Below are 14,070 nucleotides of genomic sequence, written 5' to 3'. Positions count from 1 at the left end.
CATGTACCGCTTTAGGAGAGTTCAACATCTGACCTAAAGCTCTTTTTATGAAAGGGAGGCTCATCCGCCGTGAAGATCGGACATGAGGAACTAACCGGCTATCTGGAACGGCTTATCAAGCCGCGGCCGCCGGAAATTATGGAATTGGAATATTATGCCGAAGAGCATGGTGTGCCCATTATGGAACCGACCGGTATTGAAGCGCTGCTGCAGCTTCTTTCGCTCAAAAACCCGAAAAAGATTCTTGAAATCGGCACCGCCATCGGATACTCGGCCATTCGGATGGCGCTTCATCTCCCTGAAGCTGACATTTTAACAATTGAGCGCGATGAAAAAAGGTATCATGAAGCGCTGAAAAATATCAAATCCTTTCAGATGGAAAACAGAATCCGCGTGATTTTCGGAGATGCGCTCAGCGAGTCAGACGCCGTTCAGTCGATGGCTCCTTACGACGCGCTTTTTATTGATGCAGCAAAAGGACAATATCAAAAGTTTTTTACGATGTATGAAAAGATGCTGGCGGATGATGGAATCATCTTCACCGACAATGTCCTGTTTAAAGGGCTTGTCGCCGGCGGCTGCGATCAAATCGAAAGCAAGCGGATCAAAAAACTTGTCTCTAAAATAGATCATTATAATCATTGGCTGATGGACCATCCCGATTATCAAACGGCGATATTGCCGATCGGAGACGGATTGGCCGTCAGCAAAAAGAGGTGAACGGATATGAAAAAACCTGAACTGCTTGTAACACCGACAGCTGTTCAAGATATTAAGCCTTTGGCTAAAGCGGGCGCCGACGCATTTATCATCGGCGAACAAAGATACGGATTGCGCCTGGCCGGGGAATTTTCTCGGAAGGATATCGAGGAAGCGATCCGGGAGGCCCATGAAGCCGGCGCAAAAGTGTATGTCGCCATGAACGCGATCTTTCATAATGATAAAGTGCCTGAGCTCAATGACTATCTTTCGTTTTTGGCCTCGGCAGGCGCCGATGCAGTCGTCTTCGGCGACCCCGCAGTTCTGATGGCTGCGCGCGAATCGGCGCCGGACATGAAGCTCCATTGGAATACGGAGACGACCGCAACCAACCATTATTCCTGCAATTATTGGGGGCGCAAGGGAGCCAAGCGCGCGGTGTTGGCAAGAGAGCTGAATATGGACAGCATGATCGACATTAAAGACCAGGCTGAAGTTGAAATCGAAATCCAAGTTCACGGGATGACGTGCATGTTTCAGTCCAAGCGTTCATTGATCGGAAATTATTTTGAATACCAAGGCAAAGTCATGGACATCGAAGGCAAGAAAAAAGAAAAAGGCATGTATCTTCATGACAAAGAACGCGGCAACAAATATCCGATTTTTGAAGATGAAAACGGCACGCATATTATGAGCCCGAATGATGTTTGCATCATCGACGAGCTTGAAGATTTAATCGATGCCGGAATCGACTCCTTTAAAATCGACGGCATTTTAAAAACGCCTGACTACATCCAAGAGGTGACGGCCATGTACCGCGAGGCCATCGATCTTTGCATCACAGACAGACAAGCGTACGAAGATAAAAAAGAACAGTGGATCGAGCGGATTGAAGAGATTCAGCCTGTCAACCGCAGCATCGACACCGGGTTCTTTTTCAAAGAGACAGTATATTAAGGGAGGGATCACCATGTCTGCAGTAAAAGATAAAATTTCCAAAATCGTCAATGGGAAACGCGTCATTACGAAAAAGCCTGAACTATTGGCTCCGGCGGGAAATCTGGAAAAGCTGAAAATCGCCGTCCACTACGGAGCAGACGCGGTATTTATCGGCGGACGTGAATATGGACTCCGCTCAAACGCAGATAATTTTTCGATTGAGGAAATGGCTGAAGGCGTTGAGTTTGCAAAAAAATATGGTGCAAAGATTTATGTGACGACCAATATTTTTGCCCATGAAGAAAATATCGACGGCCTTGAAGGCTATTTGCGCGATCTTGAAGGCGCAGGTGTTTCAGGTATTATCGTCGCCGACCCGCTGATCATTGAAACGTGCCGCAGGGTTGCACCAAAGCTTGAAGTGCATTTGAGCACCCAGCAGTCCCTTTCAAACTGGAAAGCTGTTCAGTTCTGGAAGGAAGAAGGCCTTGAGCGGGTCGTGCTTGCGCGTGAAACAAGTGCTCTGGAAATCAAGGAAATGAAAGAAAAAGTCGATATCGAAATCGAAACGTTCATTCACGGTGCAATGTGCATCGCTTATTCAGGACGCTGCGTGCTCAGCAACCATATGACGGCAAGGGATTCAAACCGCGGAGGCTGCTGCCAGTCCTGCCGCTGGGATTATGACCTGTACCAGACAAACGGTGCAAACGCGCTTCCGCTTTACGAAGAAGAAGATGCGCCGTTTGCGATGAGTCCAAAAGACTTGAAGCTGATTGAATCGATCCCGCAAATGATCGAAATCGGCATTGACAGCCTCAAAATCGAAGGACGGATGAAATCGATCCACTATATTGCAACCGTCGTCAGCGTCTATCGAAAGGTGATCGATGCTTATTGCGCAGATCCCGAAAACTTCGTCATTCAAGAAGAGTGGCTGAAGGAACTCGACAAATGTGCAAACAGAGACACCGCTCCCGCCTTCTTTGAAGGAACGCCGGGCTATGAGGAGCAGATGTTCGGCGTCCACGGCAAGAAAACAACATACGACTTTGTCGGCCTTGTCCTTGATTATGATGAGGAAACAAAAATGGTCACGCTCCAGCAGCGCAACTTCTTTAAAACCGGAGATGAAGTCGAATTTTTCGGCCCGGAAATAGACAATTTCACAACCAAGATTGAAACGATTTGGGACGAAAAAGGCAATGTGCTTGATGCAGCCCGCCATCCCCTGCAAATCGTCAAATTTAAAGTCAACAAGAAGATTTATCCGAGCAACATGATGAGAAAGGGGCAGTAATGGCATGGGGAAGAAACCGGTAGTCATTGGAATAGCTGGAGGCTCAGGATCGGGCAAGACGAGCGTCACCAGATCCATCTATGAACAGTTCAAGGGCCACTCCATTTTAATGCTTGAGCAGGATTTGTATTACAAAGATCAAAGCCATCTGCCATTTGAAGAACGGCTGAATACAAACTACGACCATCCGCTTGCATTTGATAATGACTTTTTAATCGAGCATTTGAACGAATTGCTGGCATACAGGCCGATTAAAAAGCCGATTTACGACTATAAGCTGCATACGCGCTCAGAAGAAGTCGTGCATGTCGATCCGAAAGATGTTATTATTTTGGAAGGAATCCTTGTTCTTGAGGATGAAAGGCTCCGCGATTTAATGGACATCAAGCTGTATGTCGATACGGACGCCGACCTGCGGATTATCAGAAGAATGCTTCGGGATATTAAAGAGCGCGGACGCTCGATTGATTCTGTCATTGAGCAGTACATTTCCGTCGTCAGACCGATGCATAATCAATTTGTCGAACCGACAAAACGTTATGCTGATATCATTATTCCTGAGGGCGGCCAGAACCGCGTCGCAATCGACCTGATGGTGACCAAAATACAAACAATTCTTGAACAAAACGCGATTTTATAATAACATAGCATAGACAAAGACTACTCTGACCATATTATGTATAGAAATTGAAGGGATCTCGCTTTGAGCCCTTCTTTAACTGTATAAGCACGATTGACCGGAGCCTTCCATCCGGTTTTCATTATACTTTACAAATATGGGAGAGAAGAAGGGGACATGGGTTGTCCTCATTCTTGTATATTCAAGTCTATACTCTCACATACAAGTGATGAGGGACCAACTAGAAGGAGTGAAGGAACAATGGCACAAGAGAAAGTATTTCCTATGACTGAATCAGGGAAGAAAAAACTTGAAGAAGAACTCGAGTATTTGAAAACGGTTAAACGCAAAGAGGTTGTCGAGCGCATCAAGGTCGCGAGAAGCTTTGGAGACCTCTCTGAAAACTCCGAGTACGATTCTGCAAAAGAAGAACAAGCCTTTGTAGAAGGGCGTATTACGACCCTTGACAATATGATTCGGAATGCGAAGATTATTGAAGACGATGGTGCAAATTCAAACATTGTCACCCTCGGAAAAACCGTCACATTTAAGGAGCTTCCCGATGGTGAAGAAGAAGCTTATACGATTGTGGGCAGCGCGGAGGCCGATCCGTTTGAAGGAAAAATCTCCAACGATTCCCCGATTGCCAAAAGCCTGATCGGCAAACAGGTCGGAGACGAGGTCACTGTACAGACCCCGGGCGGAGAAATGCTTGTAAAAATTGTGAAAATTTCTTAAAATTTGTTTAGCAGATCATAGCCTCGTCCACAATGTGGATGAGGTGTTTTTATGATGAAATTGCGAAAGCGTATGAAATGGGTCTCTATACTGATTTCAGCCGCCCTTTTATTTCTGCTGTTCAGATTGGCGGAAATCCAACTGTTTTTTACGGAATCCTTTTCAAAACGGAATGTGAACCTTATTGAGGAAAGTGTCAAACAGCGTACCGAAGCGGTTCAGATTTCAGATGGAAGAGGATCTTTTTTAGACCGAAACGGCGAACACTTGTCCGTCAGTCAAAAGCCGGCCATCATCTTCTTTCCTTTTTTAAATAAACAGCAATGGCCGATTGAGGAAGCGGCCGGAATTTTAAACATATCGAAAAAAGAGATCAAGCAAAAGCTGGAAAGCGCGAAAAAACCGGTCATTCTCACGAAACATGAGGGGAAGCCCATTTCAAAGACGGCGCTCGAAAAAATCAACAAGTTGAAATATCCGGGACTTTACGGCGTATACATAGAAGAAACAGAAAAAAACAGACTCGCAGCCCATACGCTTGGCATGACAAACCAAGATCCGGACCTTCTCCGCAGCAAATACCCGCATAAAGACGACTTGTCCATCAGCACAAAAATCGGCACATTCGGCATGGAACGGACATTTGATGAATTCCTGCTTCCCGAACAAGAAACGAAGCTTTTATATCATGTTGACGGTATGGGAAACCCTTTGTTCGGTATGGACGTCAAATATACAGCTGACGCAAATCCGTTTTATCCGTTGCAAGTCAAAACGACGATTGATAAAAAGATTCAGGAATCGGTGGAAGACGTGTTAAGTGAGCAAAAATTAGAAAAAGGCGGCGCTGTTCTAATCGATATCGAAAACAGCAGTGTACTGGCGATCGCCAGCAAGCCCGACTTAAACATGGCTTCGCAAAAAACGCGGCAAAACTACATGCTCACACCGATGTACCCGGGTTCCGTTTTTAAGACGGTGATCGCAGCAGCAGCCGTTGAAAACGGTTTGGATCATCCGTCGAAAACATTCAACTGCAATTTGAACCTTTACGGTGAACCAGGGGAAGACAAAGGGAAACTGAATATCGAAGACAGCTTTGCACAGAGCTGCAACTACACGTTTACAACCCTCGCCGGGCAGCTTGTGGAAAAAAACAGCTCCATCATTGAAAAGACAGCGCAAAAGCTCGGCCTGACCGAACGCGTCGGCTGGGAAGGGAAGCTTTACCATCAAGACCATTTCAGGCAGTTTTACCGTGAAACAGCCGGGTCGATCTGGGGGGATGACCGGGATAAACAAGTCAAAAAAGCGGTGGCGCAGACCGCCATCGGCCAAAAGAATGTGAAGCTGACGCCTCTGGAGATCGCCAATATGATGTCTACGATCGCGAGAGGCGGCGAGAAAAAGCAAGTCAAAATCGCTGATGAGATCGAATACAAAAACGGCACATTGATGACGGCTTTTAAAGACCAGGATCTGCCGGGAGAAACAATTGATCCGTATACTGCGCAGAAGCTGCAAAAGCTGCTCAGAAAAGTTGTCACATCAGACGAGGGGACAGGCCGGCGCTTCCGCGACCTTCCCTTTGAAGTGGCGGGGAAATCGGGCACTGCGCAAACCGGGCGGAAGTCAAAAGATGAACAAACGCTTTACCATAAGTGGTTTGCCGGTTATTTTCCGGCGGACAAGCCAAAATACGCGCTCGCAGTCGTGCATATGGATACGCCGGAAGGTAAGGCTGCGACAAATGCAGTATTTTATGATATTGTTAAAAAAGTATATGAAATTGAAAAGAACCAGACATAGAAGAAAGCCTCCGGTGATGATAAAATAAGAAGCGAGGCAAGAGGGAGTAAAGGAGTGCAAAGAATTGAGCGAATCAAGGGAATCTCGATTTGAAAATCGTGATAAGCGCAGGAAAGCAAATCTTGTGCTTAACATTTTAATAGGCATCGTATTGGTGTTGATTGTTGTCGTCGCCAGCAGCCTGATGATGAACAGCCCGAAAGAGCAGGCGACACAGGACGTCTCAAAAAACGACTCTGAACAGACGAAAGAAGCGCCTGCATCAGACAATAAAAAACAAACCTCTGATGAAGATGTGAAAGACAAAGATGACAGTAAAACGAAAGACGACTCAGCTGACAAAGAAGACAGCGCATCAGATTCCGATGCTGATAAAGATCAGGAAAAAGAGACCGCTTCAGACGAAGACAAAGAAAAATCCGACGATCCGTTTGAAGGGGCCGAAGTAAAAGAAGGAGGCTCCAGCGCCAACGTCGAAAAGACGATCATCAACCCGAACTGGAAGCCTGTCGGCACAAAACAAAGCGGAGAGCATACGGCCACATACGATTCTTCTTCACAAGACTGGGCCGAGATGCTTGAAGCCATCTCTTATGCAACAGGCGTTTCCAAAGACAACATGACCGTGATTTGGCTTGGAAACAACGGTAGTCCTCAAGACGCGAAAGGAACGATTCAAACCAATGACAGCGGAGTGAAATATCAAGTGGCCATCACATGGGTTGACGGAAAAGGCTGGAAACCGACAAAGGTCGAAAAGCTGAAATAAAGGAAAAAGCGGCGGGTTAAAATGAACCCGGCCGCTTTTTTTTATTCCGCTTTAAAATGAACCACAGCACTGTATAGGATCCGTCCGTCGATGACCGCCGTCTGGTGGGAAACCGAATGGACCTTTAACAAAATCGCCTGATTGTTTTCGATCTGCTGATTCACTTTCTTTTCCAGCTCCTCCAGTGTCGGGGCTTCAAAAAATTCAACTTTTTCCTTGATCAGATCCAGTTCGAATTTCATAAACCAATCCTCCGTTTGCTTCAAGTCATTCTTATTAAATCAAAGAAGCGGGTCTTGTGGCAAGAAGAAACAAAGCCAAACCATTTTTGTATGCAAAATGAATAAATGATGTTAGGATAAGAACTAATCAATCGTTAAATCATACTATACTTATAGGAATTATAAAAATAAGTGGAGAGTGGCGATACAATGGGAAGAGAATTTATTTCTTTATTTGATCATTGGGCAGATTCCTATGATGACACAGTCGTGGGGCGTGACATACAGTATCAAGAAGTTTTTCGAAATTATGACGGTATTTTGGACGATGTCGTCAGGCGTTCCGGCGAGCGAGTGCTCGAGTTCGGGCCAGGCACAGGCAATCTGACTGCAAAGTTGCTCGATGCCGGAAAAAAAGTCTGCGCTGTTGAACCGTCAAAAGCGATGAGAGCCATTGCCAGAGGCAAGCTGCCGAAAGACACAGCCATTTTGGACGGAGATTTTCTCGACTTTCCGTCAGTTCCGTTTACACCTGATACCATCGTGAGTTCTTATGCTTTTCATCATCTGACAAACGAAGAAAAACAGGAAGCGGTAAGGCGATATGGAAAAATGCTTAAAAAGCATGGTAAAATAGTGTTTGCTGATACCGTCTTCAAGGATAGCGAAGCCTTTGTTTCCGCCGTCAAACAGGCGAAGGAAAAAGAATTTCACCAATTGGCGGAAGACCTTGAAACAGAACATTATCCGACGCTTTCCGAGATGGAAACGATCTTTACCTCAGAACAATTCAGGATCGCCTTTCAAAAGCATAATGATTTTGTCTGGGTAATGGAAGCGGCAAAATTGTAAATTTGAAGGGATGTTATGATATGAAAATAGCAGTTATCGGAGCAATGGAAGAAGAAGTCACGATTTTGCGGAGCAAATTGGAAGAGACAAACCGGGAAGTGATTGCAAACTGTGAATTCACAAGCGGGAGCTATGAAGGAAAAGACGTCGTCCTTTTAAAATCAGGCATCGGCAAGGTGAATGCGGCCATGAGTACGACGATCCTGCTGGACCGTTTTAAACCGGATGTTGTGATCAACACCGGTTCAGCCGGGGGCTTCCATCACTCCCTCAATGTCGGGGACATCGTCATATCTACGGAAGTCCGCCATCATGACGTCGATGTCACGGCTTTTGATTATGAATATGGACAGGTTCCAAATCTTCCGGCCGCATTTCAGGCTGACGGCGCATTGGTCAAAACAGCCGAAGAAGAAGCGGCACAACTGGGGCATATCCAGGTGGTCAAAGGAACGATCGCAACAGGCGACTCCTTTATGAGCGACCCAGAACGGGTGGCTTTCATCCGCGGCAAATTTGAAGATCTTTATGCGGTGGAAATGGAAGCGGCGGCTGTCGCACAAGTCTGTCATCAATTTAACACCCCGTTTGTTGTGATCAGGGCGCTCTCAGATATTGCCGGAAAGGAATCTGAAGTATCATTTGACAAATTCTTGGATCAGGCTGCAAAGCATTCGACAGACCTCGTACTCCGCATGATCAAAAGAATCAATTAAAACAGGGGGGCTTTCCCCTCTGTTTTGCACCTTCCTGAAGGAGGAAAGAATATGAATGTGATCACAGATATCACACAATTAATCGGCAAAACCCCTTTATTGCAGCTGTTGAATTTTCCCATACCTAAGGGGGTCAACATCTATGCAAAACTGGAAATGATGAATCCCGGCGGGAGCATTAAGGACCGCCTTGGAGAAGTGCTGATTGATCACGCACTCCAGCAAGGAAAGCTGAAACCGGGCGGCACGATCATTGAAGCAACGGCCGGCAATACAGGGATCGGATTGGCCATGACCGCCAGAAAACACGGAATCACCGCCATTTTTTGCGTGCCCGAGCATTTCAGCATGGAAAAGCGGTCGATCATGAAAGCGCTCGGAGCAAAGATTGTTCACACGCCGAGAAAGAAAGGGATGAAAGGCGCGATTGACAGGGCTCTTGAATTGGAGAGGGAAATTCCAAATTCTTATTGCGTTTTACAGTTTAAAAACCGAGTAAATCCATTGGTTTACTACAAAACACTTGCGCCGGAAATATGGCAGGATCTTGACGGGAAGGTTGACGTGTTTGTCGCCGGAGCCGGATCAGGCGGGACTTTTGCCGGGACTGCCCGCTTTTTGAAAGAACAAAATCCGGCCGTTAAAACGGTCATTGTTGAACCGGAAGGCTCGATATTAAACGGAGGAGAACCGCACGGACACAAAACAGAGGGAATCGGAATGGAGTTCATTCCCGATTACATGGACGAAAAGCACTTTGATGAGATCTACACCGTCCTCGATGAAGATGCGTTCCGGCTCGTCAAGGAAGCCGCTGAAAAAGAAGGCCTCCTGATCGGAAGCTCGTCTGGCGCTGCTTTATTTGCGGCATTGAAAGAAGCAGAAAAAGCGGAGCCGGGCACAAACATTGTGACGATTTTTCCTGACGGCAGCGACCGTTATTTAAGCAAAAACATCTATGAAGGAGGAATGTAAGATGAAGCAAAAAACGAAAATGATCCACGGCGGTATAACGGGAGATGAAAAAACAGGCGCCGTCTCGGTTCCGATATATCAAGTCAGCACGTACAAACAGCCGCGGGCCGGACAGCATACGGGGTATGAATATTCAAGAACAGCAAATCCGACGCGAAGCGCGCTGGAAGCTTTAATCACAGATCTTGAAGGAGGGGCAGCAGGCTATGCGTTCGGATCTGGAATGGCGGCCATAACAGCGGTCATGATGCTGTTTAAAAGCGGCGATCATGTCGTTTTGACAGATGATGTCTACGGCGGCACCTACCGTGTCATGACAAAGGTGATGAACCGCATCGGCATCGAATCGACCTTCAGCGACACGAGCAACACTGGCGACATTGAGAAAGCGATCAAACCGAATACGAAAGCGATTTACGTCGAAACCCCGACAAACCCGCTTTTAAAAATCACCGACCTGCAAAAGGTCGCTGAAACAGCGAAAAAACATGATCTCTTGCTGATCGTGGATAACACATTCTATACACCGTATTTCCAAAACCCGCTTTCATTTGGCGCCGATATCGTGCTTCACAGCGCGACAAAATATTTAGGAGGGCACAGCGATGTTGTCGGGGGGCTTGTGGTGACTGCTTCTCAAGAACTCGGAGAAGAGCTTCACTTCATCCAAAATTCCACCGGCGGCATTCTTGGCCCGCAAGACTCATGGCTTTTGATGAGGGGCATGAAGACGCTCGGTTTGAGAATGGAAGCCCATGAACAAAATGCCCGGAAAATCGCCCGATTTTTAGAAGAGCATCAAGCCGTCAAAAAGGTGTATTACCCAGGGGTGCCGTCCCACCCCGGGCATGAGCTGGCTAAACGGCAAAGCAAGGGATTCGGCGGGATGATCTCCTTTGATATCGGCGAGGAGGAAAATGTCGATATCGTTTTAGGACGACTGAAGCTGTTTACCATCGCCGAAAGTCTGGGTGCGGTGGAATCCCTGATCTCTGTTCCGGCGCGGATGACCCATGCATCGATCCCGCGCGAACGGAGGCTCGAGCTTGGCATCACAGACGGACTGATCCGCATTTCTGTCGGAATTGAGGACATGGATGATCTGTTGGAAGACTTGAGCCAGGCGCTCGCTCCGCTTTCATAAATTGGCTGAAATTACATGTCTGATCATCTGTTAATCTATGTTATTCTGATTCATATCGACTATGAACCAGGCAGGTGATCATACATGCATCAGAAAAAGGTTAAATCGTTAATGGAAGATTACAAACAATTTGCTTTTACACTTCTCAGTGTAAGCGCGTTTTTATATATCGGCTCCATCATTCCCGGCCAAGGGTTGGGTGCAGGGCAAAAAACGGTGATGATGCTTGCGACATGCGGCTTTTTGGCCGGCGCTTTCTTTTGTGTGAAACGCTCGCTCAAATACAAAAGACAATTGGATGAAATGGAAGAATCATAGGCAGAGCAACTCATATTGAGTTCTCTGCCTTTTTTGAGCGCCCTAAAATGCGTCCATTTTTTGAAAAAAAGGTTTACAAACAGGAATTTGATGGATATACTTACAAAGTAAACAAAAAGCAGAGGAGGTTGATGAACATGAAACAGACATTGACTACATACACTAGACTTTGTGAATACCATGCTTCATTCAACCTGTGGGAGACATTGTGCCCTTCCTTAACCGCTGCTTATGCCGCACAGTGAAACGTTAGGAAGGAAAAACAATACGCTGCTCCTCGCAAGATAAAGACTTTGTTGTTTTTATCTGGCGGTTTTGGTTTGCGCCCGCAGGTTTGTCAGATGATCTGCGGGCTTATTTTATTTTGAACAGCAAACTTGAAAGGAGGTGAGCGACATGACGATTAATCTATTCTTTTTAACATTAACCATTCAAAAGCGATTTAAAAGTCCGGAAGAGTACGAGCGAGAATACGAGATCGAACAAATGTACAGTGAAATGAAAGATCAGCAGCTGAAGTACCTTTATTTGAACAGCCAGCGCTGATCACGGAAGTCATACAATCAATAAAGGAGGAGATAAAAATGACATTCAGAAGGGAATTGCTGGCACATTATACACAGGAGAAGGATCAGGTTTAGCCGGGGCGGCATCGGTTCCGCATTTCATTTGTCTGCATAATATAGATTAGAAATGCAATAGATGAATGCAGGTGATGAATATGCAGAAAGACGGCAGAATGCCATTTATCGGCCATGGATATACATCAATGCCCCATTCTTTTAAGCATGGCTACGGAAATCCGTATCGCCGCCAAAGAATGGAATGGGCGCGCCAATCCGGTTATTGGACGCCTTATTATTGGTACTATTATTAGGAAGGAGCAGAAAATTATTTTCTGCTCTTTTTACTTTTCAGCTTGTCTGGGAAGCGCGGAAAACAAAATGAAGGAGGTGAACAACACCCCCTCCGTTTCATTTAGCAGACGTAGCAAGCGCCAACAATAATCAAAAGAATGAAGAGAACGACGATAAGCGCAAAGCCGCCGCCATAACCGACACCGCCGTAGCCATAGCCGCCGCCATAGCCGCCGCAGCGGCCGAAACCGCCATAACCAAAGCCCATAAATAGCACCACCTTTTAGTGAAAGTTCCTTACATCCTATGCATTTATATCAATGATTGAAAGGGCGGATAGTCCATTTCATTGCAGGCTTTTTCAGCGTGCGCGAAACATTTGCCGATATGAATCCGTCTAGTCTTGAGAAGTGCGGGTCAAGATATGTTGGCCAATGCTTTTAATATTCTGTCTTGCTGACCGATATGATGTAGTAAGGCCCGTTTTGTTTTCTCATTTGTCCGATGCTAAAAACAAAATTCGGGCTAAAAAGATTAAAGCAGGTGTTTTAACGTGTTTGAACAATGGCTTGGAAAACGATTGCGGAGTCCGTGGGGGATGTTTTCGAAATGGACCGCTTCTTATATGAATCATGATATAAACGAATGGGTCATTCAGTTATTGGATGTCCGCCCGCATGAACGCATTCTGCAAATCGGAACGGGAAGCGGAGCGGTGCTATGCCGGGTAGCGGAAAAGCTTGAAAGCGGAACAGCCTGCGGGGTTGATCCCGCCAAAAGGATGGTAAAACAAAGTCTGCGCCGCACCCGCCATTTAAGAAAAGAAGGGAGAGCGGAAGTGAAAGTCGGCCATGCCGAACACATTCCTTTTGCCGACCGCTCTTTTCATAAAGTATTCTCGATCCATGCGATGGATGGCGGGACGGATATTCAGCAGGCATTAAAGGAGTTTTACCGAGTGCTGCAGGTCGACGGCACCGTGTTTTTCACCGTTCACCTTAACGGGCAAACGAAACATTCAAGACAGGCAAAAGGAGATACTCTATATACCGAACAGCAAATCAAGCGCCTGCTCGAAGAGAGCCATTTCAGGGACATCACCGTACATATGCGTGACAAAGATTGCTGCATAACAGCGGTAAAATAAAGGCAGCCACCCTCTCAACATGAGAGGGTTTTTGCGTTTTTCATAGAATTTAAGTCGGCTCGCGTCAAAAGACAAACCCAGCTGTTCATCATCAGCTCTTTTTTTGTGCAGCCGTTATATCACAAACGAAATTAGACATAAAAATTAATATATAAGAATACTATCAAAAGACAGGAAGGAATATCCTGATCTTTTTTTGTTGTGTAATTTATCATACAACAAAAAATAGGCCGTTCATCCTCATTTTGCTTTTTGATTAAAAATTTTTATATTGAAAAAGGAATTTTGTGATGATCTGTCAAAAGGGAATATAAAGGAATCTGCGGAATGAATGTTCATTCCGTTTTGCTTGGGGGAAATTCATGTGGAACAAAAAAGCAAATATCAGAGGATCATTGAGGCTGCGCTCGTCCTTTTTGCAGACCGGGGCTTTGATGCCGCAACCATCCCGATGATCGCTGAGAGGGCAAACGTCGGAGCGGGAACAATCTACCGATACTTTGACAGCAAGGAAGGCCTTGTAAATGTTCTCTTTCAAGATAGTGTGAAACGCTTCAAAAAAAAGCTGGAAGAGGGCCATCCCGGACATTCTGCGGGCATACGCGAGCAGTTTCAGCATATTTTCCGCTGCCTGTTCAGATTCTCCCAGGAAAATGTCCATGCTCTCTATTTTCTGGAGATTGATAAAACCTCCCATTATCTCACTGAAGAAAGCCGGGACGTACTGAATGACCTGCTGGATTTTGTCTACGCATTTTTTGAAAAAGGAAAGGAAGCGCGCATCATTTGTCCGCTGCCTTCCCATATTTTATCTGCGATGGTGTTCGGCGCATTTGTCCACATTCAAAAACTCGTCAAAGCTGGGGAAATTGAAGATCCTTCCGAACTGATCGAAGAGATTCAGGCATGTTCTTGGAATGCCATCAAACATCATGGGTAACCTGCTTTTTTCAAAATAGAAAGGATG

The 14,070-nt window shown here is 45.9% G+C and carries 18 protein-coding genes; 16 read left to right on the top strand and 2 right to left on the bottom strand.

Translation table 11 applies throughout. The features are described 5' to 3' along the window. The first annotated feature begins 69 nt into the window (after window positions 1–69). The 7 genes from ACINLD_RS09385 (at window position 70) to ACINLD_RS09355 (ending at window position 6,873) form a co-directional block, all read left to right on the top strand. Entirely contained in the window at window positions 70–720 is a 651-nt protein-coding gene (locus ACINLD_RS09385; RefSeq protein ID WP_026588061.1) for an O-methyltransferase, read from the top strand. Between the two features lie 6 nt (window positions 721–726). Then, the gene (locus tag ACINLD_RS09380; protein ID WP_077736336.1) at window positions 727–1,656 is read left to right on the top strand and encodes a peptidase U32 family protein; all 930 of its coding nucleotides are present in this window, start codon (window positions 727–729) and stop codon (window positions 1,654–1,656) included. 13 nt (window positions 1,657–1,669) lie between these two features. Then, complete coding sequence (locus ACINLD_RS09375; protein WP_077736337.1) at window positions 1,670–2,938, top strand: peptidase U32 family protein; 1,269 nt, start codon at window positions 1,670–1,672, stop codon at window positions 2,936–2,938. A 4-nt stretch (window positions 2,939–2,942) separates the two neighbouring features. Then, complete coding sequence (gene udk / locus ACINLD_RS09370) at window positions 2,943–3,578, top strand: uridine kinase (RefSeq protein ID WP_026588058.1); 636 nt, start codon at window positions 2,943–2,945, stop codon at window positions 3,576–3,578. A 240-nt stretch (window positions 3,579–3,818) separates the two neighbouring features. Beyond that, window positions 3,819–4,295 carry a transcription elongation factor GreA gene (gene greA / locus ACINLD_RS09365; RefSeq protein WP_026588057.1) on the top strand — a complete coding sequence of 159 codons (477 nt, stop codon included), beginning with the start codon at window positions 3,819–3,821 and terminating at the stop codon, window positions 4,293–4,295. Window positions 4,296–4,349: 54 nt separating this feature from the next. Continuing rightward, complete coding sequence (locus tag ACINLD_RS09360; protein ID WP_026588056.1) at window positions 4,350–6,104, top strand: peptidoglycan D,D-transpeptidase FtsI family protein; 1,755 nt, start codon at window positions 4,350–4,352, stop codon at window positions 6,102–6,104. A 64-nt stretch (window positions 6,105–6,168) separates the two neighbouring features. Continuing rightward, entirely contained in the window at window positions 6,169–6,873 is a 705-nt protein-coding gene (locus ACINLD_RS09355) for a YrrS family protein (RefSeq protein WP_077736338.1), read from the top strand. A gap of 41 nt (window positions 6,874–6,914) precedes the next feature. Here ACINLD_RS09355 and ACINLD_RS09350 read toward each other — a convergent pair whose 3' ends face one another. Beyond that, complete coding sequence (locus ACINLD_RS09350) at window positions 6,915–7,115, bottom strand: DUF2536 family protein (protein WP_026588054.1); 201 nt, start codon at window positions 7,113–7,115, stop codon at window positions 6,915–6,917. A 189-nt stretch (window positions 7,116–7,304) separates the two neighbouring features. On the opposite strand from ACINLD_RS09350, the gene ACINLD_RS09345 reads away from it, so the two are divergent. The 7 genes from ACINLD_RS09345 to ACINLD_RS09315 all read left to right on the top strand — a co-directional run bounded on the left by ACINLD_RS09345 (window position 7,305) and on the right by ACINLD_RS09315 (window position 11,976). Continuing rightward, entirely contained in the window at window positions 7,305–7,946 is a 642-nt protein-coding gene (locus ACINLD_RS09345; RefSeq protein ID WP_409444584.1) for a class I SAM-dependent DNA methyltransferase, read from the top strand. Window positions 7,947–7,966: 20 nt separating this feature from the next. After that, entirely contained in the window at window positions 7,967–8,662 is a 696-nt protein-coding gene (gene mtnN / locus ACINLD_RS09340; RefSeq protein ID WP_026588052.1) for a 5'-methylthioadenosine/S-adenosylhomocysteine nucleosidase, read from the top strand. 51 nt (window positions 8,663–8,713) lie between these two features. After that, a complete protein-coding gene (locus ACINLD_RS09335; RefSeq protein WP_410206975.1) occupies window positions 8,714–9,637 on the top strand; it encodes a PLP-dependent cysteine synthase family protein in 924 nt (307 codons plus the stop codon). 1 nt (window position 9,638) lies between these two features. After that, the gene (locus ACINLD_RS09330; RefSeq protein ID WP_410206974.1) at window positions 9,639–10,781 is read left to right on the top strand and encodes a bifunctional cystathionine gamma-lyase/homocysteine desulfhydrase; all 1,143 of its coding nucleotides are present in this window, start codon (window positions 9,639–9,641) and stop codon (window positions 10,779–10,781) included. A gap of 84 nt (window positions 10,782–10,865) precedes the next feature. After that, window positions 10,866–11,099, top strand: a complete 234-nt coding sequence (locus ACINLD_RS09325; RefSeq protein ID WP_026588049.1) for a YrhC family protein — start codon at window positions 10,866–10,868, stop codon at window positions 11,097–11,099. Window positions 11,100–11,495: 396 nt separating this feature from the next. Further along, window positions 11,496–11,645, top strand: a complete 150-nt coding sequence (locus ACINLD_RS09320) for a YrzI family small protein (protein WP_077736343.1) — start codon at window positions 11,496–11,498, stop codon at window positions 11,643–11,645. A 175-nt stretch (window positions 11,646–11,820) separates the two neighbouring features. Continuing rightward, window positions 11,821–11,976 (top strand): hypothetical protein, encoded by a 156-nt coding sequence (locus tag ACINLD_RS09315; RefSeq protein ID WP_236251281.1) that lies wholly within the window; start codon window positions 11,821–11,823, stop codon window positions 11,974–11,976. A 101-nt stretch (window positions 11,977–12,077) separates the two neighbouring features. Here ACINLD_RS09315 and ACINLD_RS09310 read toward each other — a convergent pair whose 3' ends face one another. Continuing rightward, window positions 12,078–12,224 carry a YjcZ family sporulation protein gene (locus ACINLD_RS09310; RefSeq protein WP_077736344.1) on the bottom strand — a complete coding sequence of 49 codons (147 nt, stop codon included), beginning with the start codon at window positions 12,222–12,224 and terminating at the stop codon, window positions 12,078–12,080. 285 nt (window positions 12,225–12,509) lie between these two features. Here ACINLD_RS09310 and ACINLD_RS09305 point away from each other — a divergent pair, with 285 nt between their 5' ends. Together ACINLD_RS09305 and ACINLD_RS09300 are read left to right on the top strand one after the other, a co-directional pair. After that, entirely contained in the window at window positions 12,510–13,103 is a 594-nt protein-coding gene (locus ACINLD_RS09305) for a class I SAM-dependent methyltransferase (protein ID WP_026588048.1), read from the top strand. Between the two features lie 364 nt (window positions 13,104–13,467). Continuing rightward, window positions 13,468–14,043 carry a TetR/AcrR family transcriptional regulator gene (locus tag ACINLD_RS09300; RefSeq protein ID WP_026588047.1) on the top strand — a complete coding sequence of 192 codons (576 nt, stop codon included), beginning with the start codon at window positions 13,468–13,470 and terminating at the stop codon, window positions 14,041–14,043. Window positions 14,044–14,070 lie beyond the last annotated feature (27 nt).

The sequence above is a fragment of the Bacillus sp. z60-11 genome, from assembly GCF_046464135.1.
Taxonomy (GTDB): Bacteria; Bacillota; Bacilli; order Bacillales; family Bacillaceae; genus Bacillus; species Bacillus sonorensis_A.
The sequence above is the reverse complement of the archived record's forward strand: the minus strand, read 5'-3'. Positions and strand labels throughout refer to the sequence as shown.